Raw genomic sequence first — 22,939 nt, forward strand, 5'->3', positions numbered from 1 at the left:
TTTATACAAAAAAACACTGAAAAAGATGGATAACTTTTCAGTGTTTGAATCATTCAACTATCTTTCTATAAAAAAACTATTCTCCAACAATTTCAATTTGATAGAAATCTGGATGGATAAAACTTCGACTGTACTCAATCGGTATGCCATCATTTCCGGAAATCAAACGTCGAATGTCAAATAAAGAATAACTTTCCTCGTCACCAAAACTTTTCTCAATCAGCTTCAGTGGTTCAAGTTCTTTCATTCCCTCTCTTAATAAAATCGTTCGAACTTCCATAGCCATCGGAAGGTTCGACATGTGTCCAACTAACCCAAGTTCTTCTGACAGACTTGCGCCATTCACCCAACGCTCTAAAGAATCTTTTTCCAATTTATCTCGAAAAAGATAACGATTTTGTATTTTCCATGGTCGACCGTTAGTCAATGCAATCTGACTTATTTTTACGAGCGATCTTTGCCCCGTTTTATCCCCTAGTTGTTGCGCGATATACTTGTCCTTTATTTGTCCAAAATTCAAAGTGATTGTTTTTTCAATTGATTTTTTCTTAGGATCATTTGGCAAAGAAAGTTGTTCAGAAAAAAAGACCTTTCTGTGTTTCAAATTTTTTCTAACGAAAGTTCCTTCTCCTTGACGACGAATCAAGTAACCTTCATTGACCAAATCATTTAATGCTTTTACTACTGTTGTGTTACTGACACCATAGATTTTTTTCAAATCACCTTCGGAGTAAATCTTTTCACCTGCACTAAATTCTCCTGATTCAATTTTTTTGATAATATCCTGTTTGATTATTTCATACTTGGATGCCATGTTATTCTCCCTTAACCTGTTAACCGTTTATTTACATAATAAATAATTTTTTGTTTTCTGTAAATAGATTGCTTGATTGTGAGAACCTATCGACTAATACTTCTTCGTAATTTTTACGTAGCTCAATGATTATGTGAAAATAACAATTTACGTTGATTGATAAAAACTGCAAAAAAAAAAATCAATTTAAGCATTCTCTGCCTAAATTGATTTTAACTTAGTTATTTAACTAGAATTTCATCAAGAATACTTAACGAAAATCTGAATTATTTAGCTAAAGCGTCTTTTGCTTGGTCAGCTAATGCAGTAAAAGCTGCTGCATCATTAACAGCAAGGTCAGCTAACATTTTACGGTTGATGTCGATTTCAGCCAATTTCAAACCGTGCATTAATTTTGAGTAGCTCAAGCCATTCATACGAGCTGCTGCGTTGATACGAGCAATCCATAATTTACGGAAGTCGCGTTTCTTTTGACGACGATCGCGATATGCGTAGTTGTATGAATTCATTACTTGTTCTTTTGCTGTTTTAAATAAAGTGTGTTTTGAACCGTAGTAACCTTTTGCTAGTTTTAGCATTCTTTTACGACGTTTACGAGTTACTGTTCCACCTTTAACACGTGCCATGTTTAATTCCTCCTAAAAATAAATCTTCTCATTGAAATTTTTCTAAATTTGCGTTGCTTATTTCATTTTTGCTAGTTGTTGACGGATACGTTTGAAATCGCCACTAGCAACCATACGTGCTTTACGCAATTGACGGCGTTGTTTTTTTGTTTTGCCGTGGAAACGGTGACTTGTAAACGCGCGGTAACGTTTCAATCCGCCTTTACCAGTACGTTTGAATCGTTTTGCTGATCCGCGGTGTGTTTTTTGTTTTGGCATGACTATATTTCCTCCTCAAAATCTTTCGTTATCCGACCATTGACTGTTCAACAATCAGTTAGTCATTCAAATTACTTACTGTCGTTTTTCGGTGCCAGCGTCAAGAACATGCTGCGTCCGTCCATTTTCGCTTTTTGTTCCACTGTTGCAATATCAGCAGTTTCTTCAGCTAAGCGATTTAAGACTTTTTGACCAATCTCTTTATGGGTAATGGCACGGCCTTTAAAACGGATAGAAGCTTTCACTTTATCGCCTTTTTCTAAGAACTTACGTGCATTACGAAGTTTTGTATTGAAGTCATTTACGTCAATTGTCGGACTTAAACGTACCTCTTTAACATTGATCACTTTTTGTTTTTTACGCGCTTCACGGTCTTTTTTCTGTTGTTCAAAACGGAATTTACCGTAGTCCATGATTCGCGCAACTGGTGGTTTCGCACCTGGGGCAACTAACACAAGATCCAAGTTTGCTTGTTCAGCAATTTGTAATGCTTCTGCTTTTGTTTTAACACCTAACTGCTCGCCTTCTGAACCGATCAATCGTAATTCTCGTGCACGAATGCCGTCGTTAACCATCATATCCTTTGCTATGGTCATTCACCTCCAAATATTATGAGAGAAAGAAAAGCTTACCGAATTTTCGGTAATAAAAAAACGAGTTCTTTTTATCAGAACCCGCGCATAATCCACCTAAATAACCGGCGAAAACTATCTAGCCCAGCGACTACGTCAACTAAGGCGAGAAGCGCGTGCTTCTGCTTTTATTTCTCAACTTCACTAGTTTATCAAAATTTCTTGAATATGTCAACTCCTTATTAAAATAAGGAACTATTTTAATAAGATAATCTAGCATTTTTGCTTAATTTTATTTATCTTTAAGGTAAGAAAATAATTTGGAGGCAACCTATGAAAAAGAATGATCCTATTTCACCTATCTTATCTCACCTAGAAGAAGGCGATTTTTATTTAGAAGATGAAGAGCTTTTTTCAAATCTTTTAGTCAAAGATAGCGACCAAAGTTATTTATCAGCAAAGAATTTGATTATAAGAGATAGCCACATTCAAAAATTAACCATGCAAAAGACTATTTTGGAAAATTTTGAATGCAGCAATGTCATTTTTGACCATTGTGACTTTTCCAATTTAGAATGGATTGGCGCAAGTTTTCATCAGGTGACTTTTCAACAATGTAAGTTAACCGGAACAAATTTTGCGGAAAGCTACCTTCGTGATTGTTCCTTCAACGAGTGTTTAGCATCGATGGCTTCTTTCAGTAATACAAATTTAAAAACAGTCCGCTTTTCTGATTGTCAATTGGAAGACACCGAATTCTATGACGTTCGTTGGAAAAATTTAGCTTTAAGTAACAACCAACTCACAGGGGCTAATTGGTTCCGCACCCCTCTAAAAGAGTTAGATTTTAGAACAAATGAGTTTACTAAAATTGCACTTTCTCTAGAGAATCTCTCAGGTTTGTTGGTTGACCAAGAACAAGCTTTAGTAATCGCCGCCAGCTTGGGACTGATTATTGAAGAATGATTATTTGATTCGCCGCCACAAAGCAACTAGCATCCAAACAGATAAAACTAAACTAATAATCAAAGCAATTCCCCAGCCAAATACGGAATGAGTAAAAGGTAACTGTAGATTCATTCCAAAAAATCCAGTGACGATTGTCGGAACGGTCAACAATAATGACCAGACAGTTAAAAATTTCATCGTGTCATTTAAGTTGTTATTCAACAAGTTATTATAAGTTCCAGATAACTGATCTAAAATTTGAGATGCCAAATTTGTCATCTCAACTGCTTGCTTAGCTTCAATCAATGCGTCATCCAGTTGTTCTTTTTCGCCTTCAGACATTTTACGATAGATAGCTAATGCTTTTATTTGCTCAATCAACACGGCATTTTGTTTTGTCCCTGTCACTAAATAAACTAATCCAATTTCTAAGTCAGATAATTGTAACAAGTTTTGATTACTCGTTTTTTCTCTTAACTTTTGATTTAATCTTTGTCGCTCACTATTTACTTCTTCAACTAATGGGAAAAAGGAATCTGAAATTAAGAATAAAGTTTGAAACAGTAGGCTATATACGCTCATGTTAGGGGTACGTTGTAGCAACGATTCCATAAGGCGTACTACGTAACCAGTATTTTCTGTAGTAAATGTAAAAATCCCATTCTCTTTCAAAATAAAAGCCATCGGTGTTGTTTCGTAATGGTTTTCACTTTTTCTTTGGTGAGGGACATTGTAAACAAGAAGCATCGCTTCATCAAGTACATCATACTCTACACGTGCGCGTTCATTTTTATCGAGAGAGTACGTCAACATTTCATCACTTAATTTGTACTCTTCTTTTAGGTTTTTAACACCAATAACATTGTCTCGTTGAATGTTTAACCAAAAATTCTGGTCATAATTAAAAAAGCGTTTATTACTCATTACTTACCTCCTCATAACGGTTTCTCTTACTAGTATAAATAAAAAAACTATTCAAACAAGGTAAAAGCCATTGCTTGAATAGTTTTTGTTTAATATACAAATTGTTCTTGACGAATTTCCGCTAATTTTTCTTTCACAAGTCGGACGACTTCTTCTTTTGCCTGTGGATCTTCGACAAAATTATAACGATCTCCATCAATTTGGATCTTAGGACTTTCATCATAGTCTTCGTACCATTGATCATACCGACGATTCAATTCTTGATAATAGTCATATAAAGATGGATCAAAGGATAATTGTTCATACGAACGGCCACGCTTTTCAATTCGCTCCAACATGGTATCAAAAGAAACGCGAATATGAATCAGTAGATCAGGATTTTTTTTATGCGCTGCATAAGGTAATTCTTCCATCATATTTTCTAGTAATTCATCATAGACACGCACTTCTGTTTCTGTCGCTCTTCCTAAATCTGCATTCAAATGGAACAATAAAGAGTCTTCATAGATTGAACGATCCAAAACATTGTTATCATCCTTCATTGCTTGTTTAATACTTGCAAAACGTTTATTTAAAAAATAAATTTGTAATAAAAAAGCATATTGCTCAGGGTTAGCATAAAACAAAGGTAACACTTCATTATCATCGATTGATTCATAAAAAGCCTGACTATTAAATTCTTCAGCTATCATTTCTGTTAAACTTGACTTTCCTGCACCAATTGTACCAGCTAAAACGATCACGCTCATTTACCTCCAACTCACTTCATCACTAAATATTGTATATGTTTTTCAATCTTTTTAAATATACCCCCAATATCTAGTAGTGTCAAATGGAATTCATTGGAAATGATTTGACGAAAAACTCAAAAAAATTCTTAAGAAAACAGTGATTTTTGGTTAGAAAACGCATTCTTGGTTTTACTTATTGAGCGGATTTAGTAAAATAAGGAGGAAATGATTTTTGGTTTGCTTTTTTCTATAGTGTCAAACCAAATTCTCGTTGAGTAGCGCAACTATTTAGGGCGCTTTATTTTTTGTCTAAAAGTTACTGTTATGTGAGGAAAAGGAGTTAAGTTATGGCAAACTATGGCCAAGGGGAATCAAGTGGAAAAATTATCTTGATGGGTGAACATGCCGTTGTATACGGTGAACCGGCAATTGCCTTTCCATTTTATGCGACGAAAGTCACTGCACAATTTGAAACGTTAGCTGAAGACATCATTCAAGATGAATTGTTTTCAGCTTATTATGTAGGAAAGTTGATTCACGCACCACAAGCACTCAAAAATATCAAAGCTTTAGTCACACAGTTAAAACAAGATCATGGTATCAAGGAGTCAATCAGTCTCACTATTGAAAGTACGATTCCTGCTGAACGCGGAATGGGGTCTAGTGCTGCCGTGGCAGTAGCAATCACACGTGCCTTTTATGATTATCTTTCACTTTCATTAACACATGAAACGTTGTTAAGCTATGTTCAGATTTCTGAAAAAATTGCTCATGGCAACCCAAGTGGCATCGACGCTGCCGCTACCAGTAGTCATAATCCAATCTATTTTGTTAAAGGGCAGCCTTTCGAGTATTTCACAATCAATTTGGATGCTTTTTTGATTGTTGCTGATACTGGAATCAAAGGACAGACGCGGGAAGCTGTTAAAGATGTCGCTCATTTATTTGAAAAAAACTCACACAAAACTGGACAAAAAATTCAACAATTAGGACAACTCACACAAAAAGCAAAACAAGCAATTATCCAGAATAATCCCGAAAATTTAGCACAAGTCATGAATCTGGCACAAGTGACCTTGAGAGAATTAACAATCAGTAATCACTTTCTAGATTTATTGATTGAAACAGCATTAAATGCTGGTGCTCTGGGAGCAAAATTAACTGGGGGCGGACGCGGTGGTTGCATGCTCGCTCTTGCTAAAACAAAAACAGAAGCCCAAGCAATTTGTACCGCTCTGGAAGATGCTGGTGCTGTAGCTACTTGGATTCAAGGATTAGGAGTACATACCCATGTTTAAAGGAAAAGCTCGTGCTTACACGAATATTGCACTCATCAAATATTGGGGAAAAAAAGATGAAGCGCTCATTTTACCAATGAATAATAGTTTATCTCTTACACTAGATGCTTTTTATACCGAAACAGAAGTTATTTTCTCTGATACTTTCACAAAGGATGAATTTTATTTGGACGGTGAGCAACAAAACGACAAAGCAACGAAAAAAATAAGTACTTTCCTCGATCTCGTGCGAGAAAAAGGACAAACAACGCTCAACGCGAAAGTTATCAGTCAAAATTTTGTTCCTACAGCTGCAGGACTTGCTTCCTCAGCGAGTGGCTTAGCTGCGTTAGCTGGTGCTTGTAATGAAGCACTTCAATTAGGATTAGATGATACTGGATTATCTCGATTAGCTCGTCGAGGCTCTGGTTCAGCGTGTCGGAGTATTTACGGTGGATTTGTTGAGTGGGAAAAAGGATTTGACGATCTTACTTCCTATGCAAAGCAAATTTCTTCTGATGGTTTTGAAGATGATCTAGCTATGGTCTTTTTATTACTAAACGATCAACAAAAAGACGTTTCTAGTCGGGATGGTATGCGTCGTACAGTTGAAACTTCCAGCTTTTATCAAGGTTGGCTTGACTCATTGGATGCAGATTTAGCCCAGTTAAAGCAAGCAATTACGGATAAAAATTTCCAATCTTTAGGTGAAACAATGGAACGAAACGCATTAAAAATGCATGGAACTACACTAGCAGCAAACCCACCATTTACTTACTGGTCTCCTGATAGTTTAAGAGCAATGCAAGCGGTCCGTGATTTGAGAAAACAAGGCGTTCCTTGTTACTTTACAATGGACGCTGGGCCAAATGTAAAAATTTTAGTTGAGAAAAAACATGTAACTACAGTCAAAACAGCTTGTAGTCATTTATTTAGCAAAAAACAAGTCGTTTCAGCCCAAGCGGGTTCTGGAATGACGATTATCAAATAAAGGGAGATTTTTATGATTGAAGTATCTGCACCGGGAAAACTTTACATTGCTGGTGAGTATGCAGTTGTAGAAACTGGGCATCCTGCCATCATCGTAGCTGTCGACCAATTTGTCACAGTAACTGTCGAAGCGGCTAGAAAAGTAGGAAGTATCCAGTCTGCACAATATAGTGAGATGCCAATTCGTTGGACTAGAAGAAATGGTGAACTAGTTTTAGATATTCGAGAAAATCCATTCCATTATATTTTGGCAGCAATTCGGTTAACTGAAAAATATGCACAAGAAAAAAATAGTTTGCTTTCTTTTTATGACTTGAAAGTAACCAGCGAGCTAGATAGTTCAAACGGTCGAAAATATGGCCTTGGTTCAAGTGGTGCAGTGACAGTAGCAACTGTTAAAGCATTAAATATTTTTTATGATTTGCACCTAAGCCAGTTGGAAATTTTTAAAATTGCTGCCTTAGCAAATTTAGCTGTTCAAGACAATGGCTCTTGCGGAGATATTGCTGCTAGTTGTTATGGTGGTTGGATTGCTTTTTCGACTTTTGATCATCGTTGGGTCCAACAACAAGAAAAACAGCAAACAATTAGCGAGTTACTTGCAATGGATTGGCCGGGACTTTCGATTGAGCCCCTTGAAGCACCAAAAGATTTACGGTTGCTCATTGGTTGGACAGGTAGCCCAGCTTCTACTTCTGATTTAGTTGATCAAGTTCATCGTTCACGAAAAGACAAAAGGACTGCTTATGAAATATTTCTTAGCAATAGTGAAAGTTGTGTCAATCAAATGATTCAAGGATTCAAGCAGAATGATGTTGCTCTAATTCAAAAACAAATTCGTCAAAACCGTCAATTGTTACGCAACTTATCGAACGTTACCGGTGTAGTTATTGAAACACCCGCGTTAAATGAGTTATGTAACTTAGCAGAAGAATACGAAGGTGCCGCTAAGTCTTCTGGCGCTGGTGGTGGTGATTGTGGTATCGTGATCGTTGATCAAAAATCGGGGATTTTACCATTAATGAGTGCATGGGAAAATGCAGAAATCACACCACTTCCACTTCACGTTTATAGTTATCGGAGAAAGGACCAATCATGAATCGAAAAGACGAACATGTTTCATTAGCTAAGGCTTTTCATAATAAGCAAAAAAATGAATTTGACGCTGTTCACCTCGTTCATACTGCGTTGCCACAGTTAGCGACAACGGATGTCGACTTATCAACGAATGTTGCTGGCTTTACCTTGACCAGCCCGTTTTATATCAACGCTATCACTGGTGGTAGCGAAAAAACGAAAAAAATCAATCGTGACCTCGCAATTGTTGCACGCGAAACTGATTTGATGATTGCAACAGGTTCAGTTAGTGCTGCTTTGAAAGACTCCAGTTTAATTGACAGTTATACCGTGATGCGTGAAGAATATCCTGAAGGAAAGATTCTTGCTAATATTGGTGCTGGAGCTTCTGTTGAAAAAGCACAAGAAGCGATCCAATTGTTCCATGCAGACGCTTTGCAAATTCATCTCAATGCTCCTCAAGAATTAGTCATGCCTGAAGGGGACCGTGATTTTTCAAACTGGTTGGCGTTGATTCAAGCAATTCAGCAAGCAATCACTGTACCTTTAATCGTAAAGGAAGTCGGTTTCGGTATGACACGTGAAACAATCGAACAACTCGCACAAATCGGTGTCAAAACCATTGATGTCAGTGGACGTGGCGGAACTAGCTTTACTCAGATTGAAAATGCTCGTCGAAAAAACCGTGAGTTAACTTATCTCGCTGATTGGGGACAGTCAACCGTCACCTCATTACTCGAAGCACACGAAGCCAATGCTACTGTTGAAGTGCTTGCCTCTGGCGGTATACGTTCTGCATATGACATTTTCAAAGCTCTTTGTTTAGGCGCTCAAGCTGCGGGTACTTCTGGTACAGTTTTAACACACCTAATGAATCACGGCGTAGAAGAAACCATTTCATTGATTAAGCAATGGCAAGAAGAACTACGGTTGCTCTATACTTTAGTTGGTGCTAGAACAACAAATGATTTAAAGTATCAGTCACTTATTTTTTCTGGTGCCGTCAAAGATTGGTGTGAAGCTAGAGAAATATCTTTAGTAAAATACGGACGTCGAAAATAACTGTTCTTAAACTATATTAAGCTAAAATCGATCAACGTTGAGGAACAAGCTTCATCCCAGAATAGTTGTTATACCTATTCGAGAGTATTCGGCATAGTTTCCCACAAAGTAGCTTTTAGGACACCGTGTATTCGCAAAAAAAGTGGCTGGAACATAATCAAATTGATTATGTTCCAGACACTTTTTAGTTTAATTGAAAGAAAGAATCTGCTATTTCCCTATGGTTGCTTACCAATATATGCCAAAATTCCACCATCTACATACAAGATGTGTCCATTAACAAAATCTGAAGCACCCGAAGCAAGAAAAATGGCAGGTCCAGCTAAATCACTCGGTTCACCCCAACGTGCAGCGGGTGTTCTCCCTACGATAAATTGATCGAATGGATGGCGTTCGCCATTTTCTTGTAGTTCTCTAAGGGGCGCTGTTTGTGGCGTTGCAATATATCCAGGGCCAATACCATTACATTGAATATTGTATTGTCCATACTCAGAAGCGATGTTCTTTGTTAACATCTTCAAACCGCCTTTTGCAGCAGCATATGCACTAACAGTTTCACGACCTAGCTCACTCATCATCGAACAAATATTGATAATTTTCCCGCCACCCTTTTCAATCATATCTGGGATAACGGCTTTTGCTACGATAAATGGTGCATTCAGATCAACATCAATGACTTGTCGAAAATCAGCTGCACTCATTTCAATCATTGGTGTTCGCTTGATGATTCCTGCATTGTTCACCAAAATATTTACCGAACCAACCTCTTCTTTGATTTGTTTTGTCATCGCTTGAACAGCTTCTTCATCCGTTACATCACAAACATATCCTTTTGCATCAATACCAGCTTCTTGATAGTGTTTGATTCCCTCATCAACAGATTCTTGTGTCAAATTATTAAAAACGATTGTTGCGCCTGCTGATGCTAATGCACGAGCAATCTCAAAACCAATTCCATAAACCGCACCTGTAACAAGTGCAACTTTTCCATCTAATCGAAAGCTATCCATTGTAAAATCCATAATGATTTCTCCTTTATATTGGTTTATTTTAATTGATCCATTTGAACCATATCCATGTCTGTATAGGTGATATTTTCTCCACACATTGCCCAAATAAATGAATAATTACTTGTCCCAACACCTGAGTGGATCGACCAACTTGGTGAAATGACGGCTTGTTCATTCGCAACCACCAAATGTTTTGTTTCATCTGGTTTACCCATCATATGAAATACACGAGTGTCGTCATTTGCATAATCAAAGTAAACATACGCTTCCATTCGACGTTCATGCGTATGACAAGGCATAGTATTCCAAGCACTACCTGGTTCTAAAATCGTATAACCCATTTGAAGCTGACAACTTTCGCAAACATTTGGATGAATGTATTGATAAATTTTTCGTTCATTCAATGTAACGCCTTCACCTGTTTCCATTGGCTTGATTTGATCAATACTAATTTTTACATTGGGATATTTATGATGCGCTGGCGCACTACTCAAATAAAATTTTGCTGGATTTTCAGCATCTTCAGAAGAAAAAATTACTTCTTTCGTTTCTTTCCCAATATAGTAACCATCTTGTTTTTGCATCGGTTCTTTTTGTCCGTCAATTTCAATAAAACCAGGACCACCAATATTGATGACACCTAATTCACGACGTTCTAAGAAATAGTCAACACCTAGTTCTTTATCTAATTTGATTTCTAAAGTAGTTGTTGTAGGCGTCACTCCGCCAAAGATCATGCGATCGTTGTGCGTATAAGTCAAACGAATTTCTCCAGGAACAAATACTTTTTCAACTAAAAATTCATCTCGTAACTGCTCCGTAGAATAATGACGGATATCTTCCGGACTATGTGTATAACGTGTTTTCATTTCTTGCATAATAAATACTCTCCCTATCGTATAATTTTTCCAGAACCACAGGTTAAAAATTGTGTGACTTCTTCTTGACTGAATTGATTGCAATCACCATGAACCGTATGTTTTAACGCGGATGCAGCTGTCGCAAAGTTGATTATTTCCTGCGGTGACATGCTCGACAATATACCATGTAGTATCCCTCCAGCAAAAGCATCACCACCTCCAACACGATCAATGATCGGTTCGATTTCATGAACTTGTGATTCAAAATAAGTTTCATCCATCCATAAGGTTCCTACTAGTTGATTTGCGCTAGCTGAATAAACTTTTCTTTTGGTTGAATAGAATGCTTTAATCGTTGGAAACTTCTCTTGCATTTTTTGATAATAATAAATCAGAGGTTCTGTTTCTTTTTCTGGTGCTTTGTGTATTCCCAACAAGTAAAGCGCATCCATTTCTCCAGCTGAACAAATATCTACTAAAGGTAACAATTGCTTGATTACTTGGCTTGCTTCTTCTTGTGACCATAGTTTACCGCGATAATTGATGTCAAAACTAATCAAGCAGCCTGCTTCTTTCGCCACTTCCATCAATCTTTTTGTCATCTGCTGCCATTCGATAGACAAAGCAGGTGTGATTCCAGAGACATGGAAGATGTCAACGCCTTCAAATAAATTTTCTAATGACCATTCGATTTCTGTCATTGTCGCAAAGCTGGAACCCGCTCGATCATAGATGACTGAGGCTGCTCGCTCTCCAACTCCAGCTTCCATATAATATGTCCCTAATCGCTTACCACCCCGTAACAAGTAATTAGTTGACACACCATAGCTTTGAAGATGTTTCTGAACGGCATTACCTAAAGCGTGTGCCGGGACTTTACTAGCAAAAATAGTTTCATGTCCATAATTTGCTAATGAGATAGCAACATTGGCTTCACCGCCACCATAATCAGCTCTGAACTGTTCACTTTTAATGATACGTGTTCCTTGAGTTGTCGATAATCGCAACATGATTTCTCCAAGAGTTACCACTTTTCCCATCATGAATTACCCCGCGATTTCTTTCATTTTCGCTGCATATTGCTTAGCTACTTCTGTCACTTTCTCAAAATCACCCGTAGCAGCTGGTGCAAGTAAATTACCACCCACACCTACAGTCACCACACCAGCATCAAACCAGTCCTGCATATTTTCTAAACTTACACCACCAGTTGGCATAATGTTGACTTGTGGCATAGGTGCTTTGAATGCAGAAACAATACTTGGACCAAATGCACTACCAGGAAATAATTTCACGATATCAACACCACTCTTCAGTGCTGTTTTGATTTCATCAATCGTCATGCACCCTGGTAAATAAGGCACTTGATATAAATTACATAACTCCGCCGTTTCTTTATCAAAACATGGGCTAACAATATATTCTGCACCAGCTAAAATCGCTAAGCGAGCAGTTACTGCATCTAAAACCGTTCCAGCTCCAATGACAATCTCTTCTTGTTCTTGATAAGTTGCTAAAAGTTCTTTGATCACTTGATCTGCTTGTGGCACAGTAAACGTAAGCTCGATTCCTGTTAAGCCACCTTTGATAATTGCATGACAAGCATTCAGAGCTTCTTCACTTGTTTTTCCACGAACTACAGCAATCACACCGGCATTTTTCAATCGAGATAAAATATCAATTTTTTTCATTTTCCCCACCCTTTATTTCCTATTTAGAAATCAAGTTTTATAATTTGGAAATCTATACTCGTATTATAAAGGAGAAAAGAAAAAATGCAAACGCTTTTTCATTTTTTTGTTAAGGTTTCTTCTATTTTTTGTTTCGTTTGCTTTACCGTTGCAACAATTTGATTTTTAATTTCATCTGTTAAACGATATTTGGGCATACTGATACTAAATGCACCAATGATTTCATTATTTTTGACAATGGCTGCACCGATACAAAAAATATCTTGTTCCATTTCTTCGTCATCATAAGCAATTTTGGATCGTTGTACTTTTTCAATCTCACTTTTCAAACGTAATGGATTAGTAATCGTATACTCCGTAAATGGAACGAGCGGGTGCTTCGTCAAATATGTATCATATTGTTCCTCATCAAACTCAGCTAACACGGCTTTTCCCATAGCAGAACTATAGAGTGGTCTAGTCACACCGATTTTGGAAGACATTCGGATCGTTTGATTTTTCGCTTCTAGTTTATTGACGTATAAAATTTCTTCATTGTTTAAAATTCCTAGATGAATAGTTTCATCAATTGTATCTTGGAGTTGTTCAAGATACGGCCGCGTTGCTTCCACTAAATCTTGCTCTTCAATACTTTTATTCGCATAACGGATAAATTTACTGCCTAGACGATAATTTTTGTCTACGTTTTTATTTGTATATCCTATTAAAGTTAGTGTATCTAAAATTTTTAAAGCAGTTGAAGCAGTCATTCCTGTCCCTTTAGCAATTGCTTGTAAGGAAGAATCTGGCATTTCTGCTAAATAATCTAAAATAGATGACGCTTTAATCAAAACTGTTCCGTAAGGTTTTTTATTTTCCATATTGCACACTCCCGTTTCTTTATAGGAAAAATTATAACGGAAGTGGTCAAATATTAAAAGAACCAACCATGGAACAAAGAGATACTTTTCTTTCTCAATAAGAAAAACACCTCCACTTTTAAAAGGTTTCGCAGGGCATCACCTTTAGCTAATTCTAAAATCTCAATGATTTCAGGAATTGCCATTGTCAACCAGCAATTACCACACACCCAAAACGCTTTCATTATTTGATATCCTTAATATAGCAAGAGTCCCATACCCTATAAATAGGATAAATTGGGAAAAAATATCTAAAGTTGATCTTATGTTTTAAATTTTTATCTATCTTAGTAATTGATAGCTAAGTGGTCGTGGAAGTGTTTCACTCTTTTTCAAATGACAAAAATTTTTATAAGTAATCTCAAAGTACATATTTGAACACATATTTTCTCTCTACATAAAAAAATTGTCTGAATGAGAGAATCATTCAGACAAACTTCCATGAATCAATATGATTTTAAATCCCCCACACAAATTTGAGCGGAAATTTGTGTGGGGGATCCCGATAGCGTACAGCTGCCAGCCGTACGCTAACTTTTAACAGTCATTAAGCTTTGTAAGCATCAATGATGATTTGTTTTAATTCACTAATTAATGGTTCTTTTGGATTAGCAGTTGTACATTGGTCTTCGTAAGCTAATTCAGCCATACGGTCAACTGTTGTATCAAGTGTTTCTTGTGTTACACCTTGTGCTTTCAAGTTCATATCGATACCTACGTTTTGACCTAATTCATAGACAGCTTTTGCTAATGCATCTACTAACTCAGCAGTTGTTTCGCCTTTTAGTCCTAAGAATTTAGCAATGTCTGCATAGTCTGTATCTGCACGGAAGTAGTCATATTTAGGGAACATTGCGTGTTTTTGTGGATCTTTTGCATTGTAGCGAATAATGTGTGGTAACAAGATGGCATTTGTACGTCCATGAGGAATGCCATATTCGCCACCAATTTTGTGGGCGATTGAATGACAAATTCCTAGGAACGCATTTGCAAACGCCATACCAGCCATTGTTGACGCATTATGCATTTTTTCACGTGATTCCATATCAGGTGTTTTTACTGATTTTTCTAAATAATCAAAGACCAACTTGATTGCTTGTAGACTTAAACCACGAGTATAATCAGATGCCATGACAGAAACATATGATTCAATTGCGTGCGTCAAGACATCCATACCAGTATCTGCAGTTACAGAAGCCGGAACTGACATAACAAATTGTGGGTCAACAATTGCAACATCTGGTGTCAACGCATAGTCTGCTAATGGGTATTTAACATGTGTATCGCTATCAGTAATAACTGCAAAAGGAGTTACTTCTGAACCTGTTCCTGAAGTTGTCGGAATACATACAAATTGAGTTTTTTCAGGTTTTGCAATTTTGTACGTACGTTTACGGATATCCAAGAATTTTTGTTTTGCTCCAAAGAAAGAAGTATCTGGGTGTTCATAGAACATCCACATTCCTTTAGCAGCGTCCATTGCAGATCCACCACCTAATGCGATTACTGTATCAGGTTTGAAGTCAGCCATTAGTTTTGTTCCAGCATAAACAGTATCTGTTGAAGGGTTAGGCTCAACATCAGAGAAAACTTCGATTTTCACGTCGTTTTTACGGCGAGCAAGCACTTCACGAACTGTATCACAGTAACCAAATTGAACCATTCCTGGGTCACAAACGATCATGACACGTTCAACGTTTTCCATTTTTTCTAAGTAAAGTAATGAATTCTTTTCAAAGAAGATTTTTGGCGGTAATTTGAACCATTGCATGTTATTTCTCCGTTTCGCTACAGTTTTGACGTTGATTAAGTTGACAGCAGATACATTACGAGAAACAGAATTTTTACCATATGAACCACAACCTAAAGTTAATGAAGGAATCATTTCATTGTAGATATTACCAATTCCGCCTTCAGCTGATGGTGTATTAACTAGAATACGACAAGCTTTCATTCGTAAACCAAATTTCACATGTAAATCTTCATTTTCTGAATGAATAACAGCTGTATGTCCTAATCCACCAAGATTTAACATACCTTCACATAATTCAAATGCATGATCTGTATTATTTGCTTTAATCATTGCTAAAACTGGCGACAATTTTTCACGTGAAAGTGGGTAATCAGCACCAACACCTTCTAATTCAGCAACTAACATTTTTGTTCCTTCTGGTACTTTGATGCCTGCTAATTTAGCAATTTCCATTGCAGAATGCCCAACGATTGCTGGGTTAACAGCATACTTACCTTCGTTCATCACTGCATCTTCTAATTTTGCAAGTTCGCTTGGTTTTACAAAATACACTTGATGAGCTTGGAATTCTGCTTTTACAGCTGCATAAATTTCTTTGTCAACAATCACTGCTTGTTCAGATGCACAAATCATTCCGTTATCAAATGTTTTTGATACGATTAAATCATTCACTGCACGTTTTACTTTTGCTGTTTTTTCAATGTACGCTGGCACATTCCCTGGTCCAACGCCTAGAGCTGGTTTCCCAGTTGAATAAGCAGATTTAACCATTCCTGCTCCACCTGTTGCTAAAACAATTGCAATTCCAGGATGATTCATCAACATTGAGGTTGCATCAATTGATGGATGCTCGATCCATTGGATACAGTTTTCTGGTGCACCAGCTGCAATTGCTGCATCACGGACAACACGCGCTGCTTCTGCAGAAGATTTTTGTGCGCTTGGATGAAAAGCAAATACGATTGGATTTCTTGTTTTCAATGCGATCATTGATTTGAAAATCGTTGTTGAAGTTGGGTTAGTTGTTGGTGTTACACCACAAACAACTCCTACTGGTTCAGCAATTTCGATCAATCCTTTTTGAACGTCTTCATTGATTACGCCAACTGTTTTATCATGTTTAATATTATTCCAAATATACTCTGAAGCATACATATTTTTAATTGCTTTATCTTCATAAATACCACGACCAGTTTCTTCAACTGCCATTTTTGCTAGAGGCATGTGTTGATCTAAGGCAGCCATTGCCATTTCATGTACGATATGGTCCACTTTTGCTTGATCAAAGTCTTCCATTTCCTTTAGGGCTACATTTGCTTTTGTTGCAAGATCATCGATCATTGCTTGCACGTCGATCGTTTTTACTTGTTCTTTTTCCAATGTCTTAGCCATTGTCTTCCTCCTAGTGGGTATCACTTATTCTTTGTTAACTATTTCACATATGTATCATACAATAATTTATTTTAGTTGTAAATAGTTTTTTGTGATTTTTTTCACAGTTTTAAAAGCAAAGGTAAACATTGATATTATAAAGTTATCTAGCTATCAACATTTTCCCCACTGTCTAAATAAAAAATATTTTTCACCTATCTATCACGTTCACTATTGAACTTACTTTTATGCTTTTGTTTTTCAAATAAAAAAGAGGCACAACTAATTAAATAGCTGTACCTCTTCAGATGAAAAATAATTATAGAACCTATACTTATTTTTCGTCTTTGTTTTCTTCAGAAACTACTTCTGTTACTTCTTCAGTGATTGTTTCTTCTTTTGTATCAACTGGCTCTTCGACAGTTGTCACTGTAGCATCGTTTTCTACAGTCACTCCTGGTTTAACCGTTTTAATTGACGCACGGTCAAACTCTAAGAAGATACCTTCGCAGTCTAAAACCACTGTCCGTTTGTCTTCATCGATTTCTGAAATTACGCCATGCAAGCCGCCAATTGTAACAACTGCATCACCTGGTTTCATACTATCTAACAAATTTTGACGTTCTTGTTGTTGTTTCTTTTGTGTACGTGACATAAAGTACCACATCGCTAACAACGCAACGAACATCACAATCATTGGTAATGATCCCATTTTTTTCACCTCACTCAATCTATCTACAAAAACCACTTTAGCATAAAAAGTACTATCTACACTAGCTTTTTACCTAAATTTCACATAAAAGTCATGAATTTAGAAACTCTTAGCATTTTCTTTGTTAAAACCGTATTCCTCGAAGAAGGCTGCTCTGAATTCTAACAAGTTATCATCCATGATTGCTTGGCGAACTTGTTTCATCAAATTCAGTAAGAAATAAAGATTATGATAAGAAGTCAAACGAATCCCAAATGTTTCATCACACTTGATTAAATGACGAATATAAGCACGAGTATAGTTTTTACATGTATAACAATCACATTTTTCATCAATTGGACGAAAATCATGTGCATATTTTGCATTTTTGACAACTAAGCGACCTTGCGATGTCATACAAGTTCCATTACGTGCGATTCTGGTTGGCAATACACAGTCAAACATATCTACACCACGGATTACTCCATCAATCAAGGAATCAGCTGCGCCAACCCCCATTAAATAGCGTGGTTTATCTTCTGGAATCAATGGTGTCGTAAATTCTAAAACTCGGTTCATGTCTGCTTTTGGTTCTCCAACAGATAAACCACCGATTGAATAACCTGGGAAATCCATGCTGACTAAGTCTTTTGCACTTTGACGACGCAAATCTTCAAATCCTGCCCCTTGGATAATTCCAAATAGACCTTGTGTTGCTGGATTTGCGTGAGCTTTTAGTCCGCGCTCTGCCCAACGTGAAGTACGTTCTACAGATTTTTTTACATAATCATAGCTTTCATCAAATGGCGGGCATTCATCAAAACTCATCATGATATCTGAGCCCAATTTATTTTGGATATCAATTGCTTTTTCAGGAGATAAAAACATGCGAGAGCCATTCAAATGATTTTTGAAATGGACGCCTTCTTCTTCAATATTACGCATATCACTTAATGAAAATACCTGGAAACCACCAGAATCAGTTAAAATCGGTTGATCCCAATTCATAAATTTATGCAAACCACCAGCTTCAGCAACCAAGTCTTCTCCAGGTCGCAACCACAGATGGTACGTATTACTTAAAATGATACCTGCCCCCATCTCCTTTAATTCTTCAGGAGACATAGTTTTGACTGTCGCCAATGTTCCGACAGGCATGAACATGGGCGTTGGAAAAGTACCGTGCGGTGTAATAATTTCACCTAAACGAGCACCAGTATGTTTTTCTTTTTTAATTAAACGATAGCGAATGGCAGGTTGTGACATTCAATTCCCCACTTTCTCTATAAAATAGCGTTGACAACTCACACAATCATAATCGTTTCAGCACTTTTTTGCAAGAGTTTATCTGTGGCTCTTGTTCTATTTAATCCTCATTTTTAGAAGTATTTTTGGAATAATCAATGCAAGAAGAGAGGCAAAAAAGTTAATCTTTGTTATAATAATTTTAACTTATGGAAAAGGAGTGAAAAATAGATGAAATCTTCTGCTGAATTAAAATCACAAGCAAAAGCTAGTTTGAAAGGTCGTTGGGGGCAAGCGGTATTATTGAATTTGATTCCGTCATTAATTGCTATTGCACTTATTCTTTTGATTCTTGTACCATTCATCTTGTTTATTGCAAGTATGTCAGATGTTACAAGCATTCAGGAAACGATGGTGAATGACAATGGCGGTTCTGGCGCTGGCAGCAGTGGTGGCGGAGTTGTTTCCGGCATTATTTCTGCATTGTTTATGAGTGGTATTTCTTGGACTTACCTTGACGTACTACGTGGACAAAAATCACAAATTGAACCATTTAAAGATGCATTCCGTGGATTTTCAGGTCTCTTTATTGGTGGCATTATTGGTCTAGCTATTTTAATTTGGTTGTTCACTACATTATGGACATTGTTGTTTATTATCCCTGGGATTATCAAAAGTTATGCTTACTCTCAAAGCTACTTTATCTACTACGACACGATTCAAGAGACAGGCCAAAAACCTCGTGTGCTTGATACGATCACAGCAAGTCGTAAACTAATGGATGGTTATAAAGGAAAATTGTTCTGGTTGGATCTATCATTTATCGGCTGGCATATTCTTGCATTGCTGACTGCAGGAATCGGCTACTTATGGTTGAATCCATATATTACAGCAACAAAAGCTGCTTTCTACAATGAATTACCAAAAGATGTTGCTTACTAAGCTTCACAGCAGGTACACAAAAAGCTGCGGTAACTAACCGCAGCTTTTTGTGTACACTTTTTTGTTTATTCTTCTTCATCGTCCACATCTGGCAGTTGATGGAACTTGATCAATTCACTCACTGCAATTGGTGTGACTGACAAAATGAATACCAGTAACCAATGATTCAAACTAATATGAACAAGCCCAAAAAGTTCTTGTGTGAATGGAAACAGTGCCATTGCCGTAGTAATCACTACAGCCAAGACTGCCATTTCTAATAATGATTTATTCGAAGATAGACTGACCTTAAATATGGATTGGCTACTTCGCACATTAAAGACATGCAAAATGGAAGAGTAAGCTAACACTAGAAAAGCAACCGTTTGACCAACTTCTTGACTAGCATCAACCCAAGGACTGATTGTATCAACAAAACTTCCTAAATAGTATCCAAAGAGTGTCACAACCGTAAATACACTTGCGTTCACTGCAATTTTTTGCCACAATCCACGTGCAAAAATCCCCTCATTCCGAGGAATTGGCATTTGATCCATAATTCCTGCTTCTGCTGGCTCTCTTCCAAGCGCAAATCCTGGTAGGCCATCAGCTACTACGTTGACAAATAATAATTGAACTGCCGTAAATGGCGCGCCCCATCCTAGAAGCATGGCAATCAACACAATGAAAATTTCTGAGATATTACAACTCAAAAGGAAGTTGATTGCTTTTCGAATATTTTGGTAAACAGAACGCCCTTGGCTAACTGCATCGACAATCGTTGCAAAATTATCATCGGTTAAAATCATATCAGACGCACTTTGAGCTACATCCGTCCCAGTGATTCCCATGGCGCAGCCAACATCACTTGCTTTTAACGCAGGCGCATCATTTACTCCGTCACCAGTCATCGCTACAACCGCACCCGTTCGTTGCCATGACTTGACGATCCGAATCTTGTCTTCTGGCGTTACTCGTGCATAGACAGACAATTCTTTTACGCGTTGATCTAATTCTTCATCAGTCAACGCATGTAATTCTGCGCCTGTCAAAGCCTCTGAAGAATGTTCCAAAATTCCAAGTTCTTTTGCAATCGCACTCGCTGTCACAACATGGTCACCAGTAATCATTACTGTTTTGATTCCAGCTTTTTTCGCACGAGCGATTGCTCCTTTACTTTCTGGACGAGGCGGATCAATCATACCAATCAAACCGATCAAACGTAAATCTTTTTCTAAGACTTCTGAACGAATGTCTTGTGGTTCTTCATCATAGACAGCAAAGCCAACCGCAATCACGCGAAGCGCACGTTTTCCGAAACGGTCATTGACAACTGTCGCTTGTTCGATATCTCCATAACGAAAGCGTGGAGCTAATACATCAAAAGCACCTTTGGTAATGGAAATATATTTTTTTCCCATCTTATGTACCGTTGTCATCATTTTTCGCTCTGAGTCAAACGGCAATTCTCCGATTCGAGGATAATTTTCTTCCAACTCTGCTTTTGTATGATAGTTTTCTTCCACTGCACGCACAATTGCGGCTTCCGTTGGATTGCCTTTGATAATTAGTTCATCGTTTTCTTTTTCAACACTTACATCTGTACACAAAGCGGCCATTTTCAAGACTTCCATCGCACTATCTGTCATAGCATCTTCTGTGTCAGTAACTTCATCGCCGCGACTCCAAACTCGACGCACGCGCATTTTATTTTGGGTTAAGGTTCCCGTCTTATCAGAACAAATGACGTTCGCTGTTCCTAATGTTTCAACTGCAGGCAGTTGACGAATAATTGCATGTTTTTTTGCCATTTTCTGAACACCAAATGCTAAAGTCAATGTCACGATAACTGTCAATGTTTCTGGCACTGCCGCAACTGCTAAAGAGACAGACGTCATAAACATCTCTAGTAATGGTTCCCCTTGCAGTTCACCAATAACAAAGACTAATGCAGCGGCTCCTAATGCAATAAAACTAATTCGTTTACCTAACTGATTCAAGCGAACTTGTAAAGGTGTTTTCTGCATCATATCGCCACTTAATAGTCCAGCGATTTTTCCCATTTCAGTTTGCATCCCAATTGCCGTAACAATTGCTTGACCACGACCGGCAGCTACACTACATCCTTTAAAAACCATATTGATTTGATCACCTAAAGGTACTTCTTCTTTGCTAACGTAAGTGGCATCTTTTTCAACTGCTTCACTCTCACCAGTCAAAGCTGATTCTTCCACTCGAAGTTGTGAACTTTGAATCAAACGCGCATCTGCAGGAATGGTTGCCCCAGACTCTAAAATCAAGATATCTCCAACAACTAATTGTTCGGCATCAATTTGTTCACGTTTACCATCTCGTAAAACTAGCGCCGTCTGCTTATTCATATCCTGTAACGATTCTAATGCTTTTTCTGCATTTCCTTCTTGAACAATTGTAAGTGCAGAGTTGATGACAACAATAGCGATAATCAACAGACCTTCAAACAAATCTCCGTGTTCCGTTGCAAAGGCTGTGTAAAAAGAAATTACAGCAGCAACTAATAAAATAATTGTTGTAAAATCTGCTAAACTTCTAAAAAATTTTCTGGCTAATGATTCTTTCTTTGCTTCATCAAAACGGTTAGGCCCCTGCTCCTTGCTTCGCTTAGTTGCTTCTTGGGAAGTCAATCCACGCTCTAAGTTTGCATTGGTTTCTTCTTGGACTTTTTTCACCGTTTTTTTATATTCTTCCATCCTATTCCTCCTTCAATCTTCATTAAATAATAATCCTATATTAAATATAACATCATTTTTTTATTTTTTTCAACTTAATAGACTATTTCAGACAATTTATGGATTTTGTTCATAAAAAAAGCACAAAATCATAAGCACCTCATTTGCAAGCGCTAACACAATATGCTATTATATAGGTGTAAGGAAGGAGGATAACATCAAATAAGTTGAAGAATTTCTCGATGAAGTATTGTAAGCAAACAAAGTTGTTAGAAGTACAGGTTTCACCAAGTATACGTGTGAAGTACAAAGCGTCAAATTGATGAAAATAGTGAATGCGTATAAAGAGTTTGGATGATTCGTTTCCCAAAACCAGAAGTAACAAAGATACGTAAAATAAACAGTGAACATCTGAAAATTGAATACTAGTAAAAGATGTGTCAATGAGTGTTGAAGATGTAACGAAAACAAGATTTTTTGTTTATCAAGAAGAAATTCAACAAAGTGCTTT

At 37.2% G+C, this 22,939-nt stretch carries 22 protein-coding genes and 1 other annotated feature; of the genes, 6 read left to right on the forward strand and 16 right to left on the reverse strand.

Features of this window, described 5'->3' with window-relative positions; genetic code table 11:
* Positions 1-76: 76 nt before the first annotated feature.
* From JZO71_RS10540 to infC, 4 genes are all read right to left on the reverse strand, one after another.
* The gene (locus tag JZO71_RS10540; protein WP_206899453.1) at positions 77-814 is read right to left on the reverse strand and encodes a GntR family transcriptional regulator; all 738 of its coding nucleotides are present in this window, start codon (positions 812-814) and stop codon (positions 77-79) included.
* A gap of 266 nt (positions 815-1,080) precedes the next feature.
* The gene (gene rplT / locus JZO71_RS10545; protein ID WP_144776139.1) at positions 1,081-1,440 is read right to left on the reverse strand and encodes a 50S ribosomal protein L20; all 360 of its coding nucleotides are present in this window, start codon (positions 1,438-1,440) and stop codon (positions 1,081-1,083) included.
* Between the two features lie 57 nt (positions 1,441-1,497).
* Positions 1,498-1,698 (reverse strand): 50S ribosomal protein L35, encoded by a 201-nt coding sequence (gene rpmI / locus JZO71_RS10550; protein WP_067483297.1) that lies wholly within the window; start codon positions 1,696-1,698, stop codon positions 1,498-1,500.
* Positions 1,699-1,769: 71 nt separating this feature from the next.
* A complete protein-coding gene (gene infC / locus JZO71_RS10555; RefSeq protein WP_067483298.1) occupies positions 1,770-2,294 on the reverse strand; it encodes a translation initiation factor IF-3 in 525 nt (174 codons plus the stop codon).
* A 43-nt stretch (positions 2,295-2,337) separates the two neighbouring features.
* Positions 2,338-2,464 (reverse strand) — a sequence feature (ribosomal protein L20 leader region).
* A 139-nt stretch (positions 2,465-2,603) separates the two neighbouring features.
* Between infC and JZO71_RS10560 the strand changes: the two genes are divergently transcribed.
* Positions 2,604-3,236: a pentapeptide repeat-containing protein gene (locus tag JZO71_RS10560; RefSeq protein ID WP_206899454.1), complete on the forward strand. Its 633-nt coding sequence runs from the start codon at positions 2,604-2,606 to the stop codon at positions 3,234-3,236.
* Here JZO71_RS10560 and JZO71_RS10565 read toward each other — a convergent pair whose 3' ends face one another.
* Positions 3,237-4,142: a magnesium transporter CorA family protein gene (locus tag JZO71_RS10565; protein WP_206899455.1), complete on the reverse strand. Its 906-nt coding sequence runs from the start codon at positions 4,140-4,142 to the stop codon at positions 3,237-3,239. It lies immediately after the preceding gene.
* Between the two features lie 89 nt (positions 4,143-4,231).
* Positions 4,232-4,891: a deoxynucleoside kinase gene (locus JZO71_RS10570; RefSeq protein WP_206899456.1), complete on the reverse strand. Its 660-nt coding sequence runs from the start codon at positions 4,889-4,891 to the stop codon at positions 4,232-4,234.
* A gap of 329 nt (positions 4,892-5,220) precedes the next feature.
* On the opposite strand from JZO71_RS10570, the gene mvk reads away from it, so the two are divergent.
* The 4 genes from mvk to fni are packed head-to-tail and all read left to right on the forward strand — an operon-like array spanning position 5,221 to position 9,279.
* The gene (gene mvk / locus JZO71_RS10575) at positions 5,221-6,171 is read left to right on the forward strand and encodes a mevalonate kinase (RefSeq protein ID WP_206899457.1); all 951 of its coding nucleotides are present in this window, start codon (positions 5,221-5,223) and stop codon (positions 6,169-6,171) included.
* Positions 6,164-7,141, forward strand: coding sequence for a diphosphomevalonate decarboxylase (mvaD, locus tag JZO71_RS10580; RefSeq protein WP_206899458.1), 978 nt, complete (start codon positions 6,164-6,166; stop codon positions 7,139-7,141). The genes mvk and mvaD overlap by 8 nt, the downstream gene beginning before the upstream one ends.
* Positions 7,142-7,153: 12 nt before the next feature.
* Positions 7,154-8,239 (forward strand): phosphomevalonate kinase, encoded by a 1,086-nt coding sequence (locus JZO71_RS10585; RefSeq protein ID WP_206899459.1) that lies wholly within the window; start codon positions 7,154-7,156, stop codon positions 8,237-8,239.
* The gene (fni, locus tag JZO71_RS10590) at positions 8,236-9,279 is read left to right on the forward strand and encodes a type 2 isopentenyl-diphosphate Delta-isomerase (protein ID WP_206899460.1); all 1,044 of its coding nucleotides are present in this window, start codon (positions 8,236-8,238) and stop codon (positions 9,277-9,279) included. Before JZO71_RS10585 ends, fni begins: the two co-directional genes overlap by 4 nt.
* A 218-nt stretch (positions 9,280-9,497) precedes the next feature.
* Here fni and JZO71_RS10595 read toward each other — a convergent pair whose 3' ends face one another.
* The 9 genes from JZO71_RS10595 to tgt all read right to left on the reverse strand — a co-directional run bounded on the left by JZO71_RS10595 (position 9,498) and on the right by tgt (position 18,820).
* Positions 9,498-10,301: a gluconate 5-dehydrogenase gene (locus JZO71_RS10595; RefSeq protein WP_206899461.1), complete on the reverse strand. Its 804-nt coding sequence runs from the start codon at positions 10,299-10,301 to the stop codon at positions 9,498-9,500.
* Positions 10,302-10,324: 23 nt separating this feature from the next.
* Positions 10,325-11,167 carry a 5-dehydro-4-deoxy-D-glucuronate isomerase gene (kduI, locus tag JZO71_RS10600; protein WP_206899462.1) on the reverse strand — a complete coding sequence of 281 codons (843 nt, stop codon included), beginning with the start codon at positions 11,165-11,167 and terminating at the stop codon, positions 10,325-10,327.
* A 14-nt stretch (positions 11,168-11,181) separates the two neighbouring features.
* Complete coding sequence (locus JZO71_RS10605; protein ID WP_206899463.1) at positions 11,182-12,189, reverse strand: sugar kinase; 1,008 nt, start codon at positions 12,187-12,189, stop codon at positions 11,182-11,184.
* Between the two features lie 6 nt (positions 12,190-12,195).
* Positions 12,196-12,840, reverse strand: a complete 645-nt coding sequence (locus JZO71_RS10610) for a bifunctional 4-hydroxy-2-oxoglutarate aldolase/2-dehydro-3-deoxy-phosphogluconate aldolase (RefSeq protein WP_206899464.1) — start codon at positions 12,838-12,840, stop codon at positions 12,196-12,198.
* Between the two features lie 98 nt (positions 12,841-12,938).
* Positions 12,939-13,700: an IclR family transcriptional regulator gene (locus tag JZO71_RS10615; protein ID WP_206899465.1), complete on the reverse strand. Its 762-nt coding sequence runs from the start codon at positions 13,698-13,700 to the stop codon at positions 12,939-12,941.
* A gap of 53 nt (positions 13,701-13,753) precedes the next feature.
* Positions 13,754-13,924 carry a hypothetical protein gene (locus JZO71_RS10620; RefSeq protein WP_206899548.1) on the reverse strand — a complete coding sequence of 57 codons (171 nt, stop codon included), beginning with the start codon at positions 13,922-13,924 and terminating at the stop codon, positions 13,754-13,756.
* 362 nt (positions 13,925-14,286) lie between these two features.
* A complete protein-coding gene (gene adhE, locus JZO71_RS10625; RefSeq protein ID WP_206899466.1) occupies positions 14,287-16,884 on the reverse strand; it encodes a bifunctional acetaldehyde-CoA/alcohol dehydrogenase in 2,598 nt (865 codons plus the stop codon).
* A gap of 313 nt (positions 16,885-17,197) precedes the next feature.
* On the reverse strand, positions 17,198-17,575 hold the full coding sequence (gene yajC / locus JZO71_RS10630; protein WP_206899467.1) for a preprotein translocase subunit YajC: 378 nt from the start codon (positions 17,573-17,575) through the stop codon (positions 17,198-17,200).
* Between the two features lie 99 nt (positions 17,576-17,674).
* Positions 17,675-18,820: a tRNA guanosine(34) transglycosylase Tgt gene (gene tgt, locus JZO71_RS10635; protein ID WP_067483328.1), complete on the reverse strand. Its 1,146-nt coding sequence runs from the start codon at positions 18,818-18,820 to the stop codon at positions 17,675-17,677.
* A 210-nt stretch (positions 18,821-19,030) separates the two neighbouring features.
* Between tgt and JZO71_RS10640 the strand changes: the two genes are divergently transcribed.
* A complete protein-coding gene (locus JZO71_RS10640) occupies positions 19,031-19,741 on the forward strand; it encodes a DUF975 family protein (RefSeq protein WP_206899468.1) in 711 nt (236 codons plus the stop codon).
* A 65-nt stretch (positions 19,742-19,806) separates the two neighbouring features.
* Here JZO71_RS10640 and JZO71_RS10645 read toward each other — a convergent pair whose 3' ends face one another.
* A complete protein-coding gene (locus tag JZO71_RS10645) occupies positions 19,807-22,449 on the reverse strand; it encodes a cation-translocating P-type ATPase (RefSeq protein ID WP_206899469.1) in 2,643 nt (880 codons plus the stop codon).
* Positions 22,450-22,939: the final 490 nt, after the last annotated feature.

The sequence above is a fragment of the Candidatus Enterococcus courvalinii genome (genome assembly GCF_017315945.1).
In the GTDB taxonomy this organism is placed as follows: Bacteria; Bacillota; Bacilli; order Lactobacillales; family Enterococcaceae; genus Enterococcus_B; species Enterococcus_B courvalinii.

Bases quoted from the DNA above. Each gene is read 5' to 3' on its own strand.
- JZO71_RS10565 (WP_206899455.1), bottom strand. From the start codon at position 4,142: ATGAGTAATAAACGCTTTTTTAATTATGACCAGAATTTTTGGTTAAAC.
- mvk (WP_206899457.1), top strand. From the start codon at position 5,221: ATGGCAAACTATGGCCAAGGGGAATCAAGTGGAAAAATTATCTTGATG.
- adhE (WP_206899466.1), bottom strand. From the start codon at position 16,884: ATGGCTAAGACATTGGAAAAAGAACAAGTAAAAACGATCGACGTGCAA.
- JZO71_RS10610 (WP_206899464.1), bottom strand. From the start codon at position 12,840: ATGAAAAAAATTGATATTTTATCTCGATTGAAAAATGCCGGTGTGATT.
- JZO71_RS10540 (WP_206899453.1), bottom strand. From the start codon at position 814: ATGGCATCCAAGTATGAAATAATCAAACAGGATATTATCAAAAAAATT.
- mvaD (WP_206899458.1), top strand. From the start codon at position 6,164: ATGTTTAAAGGAAAAGCTCGTGCTTACACGAATATTGCACTCATCAAA.
- JZO71_RS10620 (WP_206899548.1), bottom strand. From the start codon at position 13,924: ATGAAAGCGTTTTGGGTGTGTGGTAATTGCTGGTTGACAATGGCAATT.
- JZO71_RS10570 (WP_206899456.1), bottom strand. From the start codon at position 4,891: ATGAGCGTGATCGTTTTAGCTGGTACAATTGGTGCAGGAAAGTCAAGT.
- tgt (WP_067483328.1), bottom strand. From the start codon at position 18,820: ATGTCACAACCTGCCATTCGCTATCGTTTAATTAAAAAAGAAAAACAT.
- JZO71_RS10595 (WP_206899461.1), bottom strand. From the start codon at position 10,301: ATGGATTTTACAATGGATAGCTTTCGATTAGATGGAAAAGTTGCACTT.
- JZO71_RS10605 (WP_206899463.1), bottom strand. From the start codon at position 12,189: ATGGGAAAAGTGGTAACTCTTGGAGAAATCATGTTGCGATTATCGACA.
- JZO71_RS10640 (WP_206899468.1), top strand. From the start codon at position 19,031: ATGAAATCTTCTGCTGAATTAAAATCACAAGCAAAAGCTAGTTTGAAA.
- JZO71_RS10645 (WP_206899469.1), bottom strand. From the start codon at position 22,449: ATGGAAGAATATAAAAAAACGGTGAAAAAAGTCCAAGAAGAAACCAAT.
- fni (WP_206899460.1), top strand. From the start codon at position 8,236: ATGAATCGAAAAGACGAACATGTTTCATTAGCTAAGGCTTTTCATAAT.
- infC (WP_067483298.1), bottom strand. From the start codon at position 2,294: ATGACCATAGCAAAGGATATGATGGTTAACGACGGCATTCGTGCACGA.
- JZO71_RS10585 (WP_206899459.1), top strand. From the start codon at position 7,154: ATGATTGAAGTATCTGCACCGGGAAAACTTTACATTGCTGGTGAGTAT.
- rplT (WP_144776139.1), bottom strand. From the start codon at position 1,440: ATGGCACGTGTTAAAGGTGGAACAGTAACTCGTAAACGTCGTAAAAGA.
- JZO71_RS10615 (WP_206899465.1), bottom strand. From the start codon at position 13,700: ATGGAAAATAAAAAACCTTACGGAACAGTTTTGATTAAAGCGTCATCT.
- JZO71_RS10560 (WP_206899454.1), top strand. From the start codon at position 2,604: ATGAAAAAGAATGATCCTATTTCACCTATCTTATCTCACCTAGAAGAA.
- rpmI (WP_067483297.1), bottom strand. From the start codon at position 1,698: ATGCCAAAACAAAAAACACACCGCGGATCAGCAAAACGATTCAAACGT.
- kduI (WP_206899462.1), bottom strand. From the start codon at position 11,167: ATGCAAGAAATGAAAACACGTTATACACATAGTCCGGAAGATATCCGT.
- yajC (WP_206899467.1), bottom strand. From the start codon at position 17,575: ATGGGATCATTACCAATGATTGTGATGTTCGTTGCGTTGTTAGCGATG.